General features: G+C 37.6%; 4 protein-coding genes. 1 reads left to right on the top strand and 3 read right to left on the bottom strand.

Going from position 1 to position 2,094, the window contains the following annotated elements:
- Together K6G87_RS00075 and K6G87_RS00080 are read right to left on the bottom strand one after the other, a co-directional pair.
- Positions 1 to 447 (bottom strand): AAA family ATPase (locus tag K6G87_RS00075; RefSeq protein WP_334304841.1); only part of this gene is annotated, 447 nt, incomplete at its 3' end.
- A 99-nt stretch (positions 448 to 546) separates the two neighbouring features.
- Positions 547 to 1,002, bottom strand: a complete 456-nt coding sequence (locus tag K6G87_RS00080; RefSeq protein WP_296832162.1) for a rhodanese-like domain-containing protein — start codon at positions 1,000 to 1,002, stop codon at positions 547 to 549.
- A gap of 437 nt (positions 1,003 to 1,439) precedes the next feature.
- Between K6G87_RS00080 and K6G87_RS00085 the strand changes: the two genes are divergently transcribed.
- A complete protein-coding gene (locus K6G87_RS00085) occupies positions 1,440 to 1,667 on the top strand; it encodes a hypothetical protein (protein ID WP_296832154.1) in 228 nt (75 codons plus the stop codon).
- 98 nt (positions 1,668 to 1,765) lie between these two features.
- Here the strand turns inward: K6G87_RS00085 and K6G87_RS00090 are convergent.
- The coding region (locus tag K6G87_RS00090; RefSeq protein ID WP_296832157.1) for a TMEM164 family acyltransferase at positions 1,766 to 2,094 on the bottom strand (329 nt) is incomplete at its 5' end.

Below are 2,094 nucleotides of genomic sequence, written 5' to 3' on the forward strand. Positions count from 1 at the left end.
ATCTAAAAGATAAAGCCCATGCCCTTTAAAATTCGTTTGAACCAGCTGTAAAAAGCTTTCACCATGTGAACGCTCATGGAAGTGCTGTGGAACTCCACCTAGTCTACTATATTCTTCCTCTGCTGATGCCACATTATAAAAACTCTCTGCTCTAAGGAAATATCCCCACCCCGGCTTATTGAATCCTCTGGATAGCCTTATTGCATCACATAACTCCGAATGAGAATCATAGGTTGAAAAACTATAGTTCCTGGTGCCACCCTCAGGGTTAAATCCATAATTTACTGCAATAGCTTCAAGCATAGTAGATTTACCACTGCCATTCTCACCCACAAATATAGTAATGTTTTTCCTAAAGGCAAGATAATCCAAATCCTTAATTGCATCTATCCTGCACAGATAGCTATTTTCATCTATTTTGTCCCAATTAATGCTTACGCCCTGTATAGGTAAGCTGCTACCTTCATCTAACAATTTATATCTCCCTATTCCAACGTCACTGTTACATCCAAGCAAATCTGTCAATACTTCCGTCTCTTTAGCAGTTTAATCGGTAACTATTTCACCAGTCCAATCGACTATCCCACCAAACTCATAGACATTAGTATATCCGATATCTGCAAGCTTCTGAGAAGCTTCCTTGCTCCGCCTTCCACTTCTGCAGTAAACAAGAATAATCTGATCCAGGTCCGGAAGCTCTGATGGTTGCTCTGTGCCTATACTTTCATTAGGAATCAAAATAGCCCCTGGGATATGCCCCTTGGCATACTCATCTTCTCTACGCACATCAACGATCACATGACCGTCATCAAGCTCCATCATAAGCTTTGCAGTCTCCTGATCAATCTGCGTGTAATTACCTGAGTCATCATTTTCTTTTAAATAAATGGATGTCGGCCCATCCGCTCCACCTATAACAGATACACTATCATCATTTTTGCTTCCACAGCTTGATAGAATCAGCAATGTAGTTATAAGACAGAATGTAATAAATCTCTTCATAAAATCCTTACACCTCATAATGCTGTCTGCTGCCGTAAATGTAGTCAGGTACCTGATCACTGTTGCATCACTTGAAAGGTCAAGCTTCTTGTTATTATCATATCTATCATTTTGGAAAAAAAGCAATAAGTCTACCACTACGCAAACGCCACCTTTACACTAAACCTTCAAAACCTTAAGGGGGTATTCCTTTTTGTCTCCAAAGTGCGAAAAAACATAGTAGAAACAAGAATGAAACATGGCAAAGATGATGAAGTCATGACATCGGCAAGCTTTTAAATAACTTTTCTAAATCCGTTTATATATTACAATATTTTATTGACAATGTTTTGCTTTTCTATAAAAATATTATTGGAAGTATGATCTTCCATCTGGCCGACATCCGGCTTTAATCCACATAACATGCAAAACTAAATATTTATTTCAAGGAGGTGTCTATGGAAAAATATGATATCCTAAATAAAGCACGTAAAATGACAGATCCAAGTGCCAAGAAAGTCAGTATGACTATTACAACGTTAGATCCGGATGCACCGTATAAGCTTACATGGGATATAACATTGGATATACCTGAGTTTGTAAGCTATTGCAAAAATTCCGGTGAATATGTATTTGACTTTCTGATCAGTTTCAGTATTCTTCTACTGGATGTATGTATTAACTAATATTTTGGGCAATTAACAATCAGATGCCCACAGCTACAATGTATATATAACACATTGGCAGTGGGCATCTTCATACTCTACAAAAATCGGGATATTTTTCAGATTAGTCTCTCATCCTTAAGTATAGTCTTTATAAGAAGATCTATTCCATAAACAATAATAAGTATTATCAGTACAAGCCCTGCATATCCAATAAGATACCCGGGATTACCCAGTAATGATGCAAAATAAGATAACGGGCTCCCCGGCACAGGCCAGTTCACAAAAAAGAAATTGCAATTAAAATGCTTATCAAAAGCATATATCAAAGGTGTTGTTACCAACAGAAATAGTATAGGCTTGTAAATATGCTTAATTGACGGCTTAACAAGACCCGTTCTTCTTAATAAAAGCGGATACAGGATCAAAGCCCCGTGCCATGCAAAGC

The sequence above is a fragment of the Butyrivibrio sp. genome, from assembly GCF_024699075.1.

Bases quoted from the DNA above. Each gene is read 5' to 3' on its own strand.
- K6G87_RS00080 (WP_296832162.1), bottom strand. From the start codon at position 1,002: ATGAAGAGATTTATTACATTCTGTCTTATAACTACATTGCTGATTCTA.
- K6G87_RS00085 (WP_296832154.1), top strand. From the start codon at position 1,440: ATGGAAAAATATGATATCCTAAATAAAGCACGTAAAATGACAGATCCA.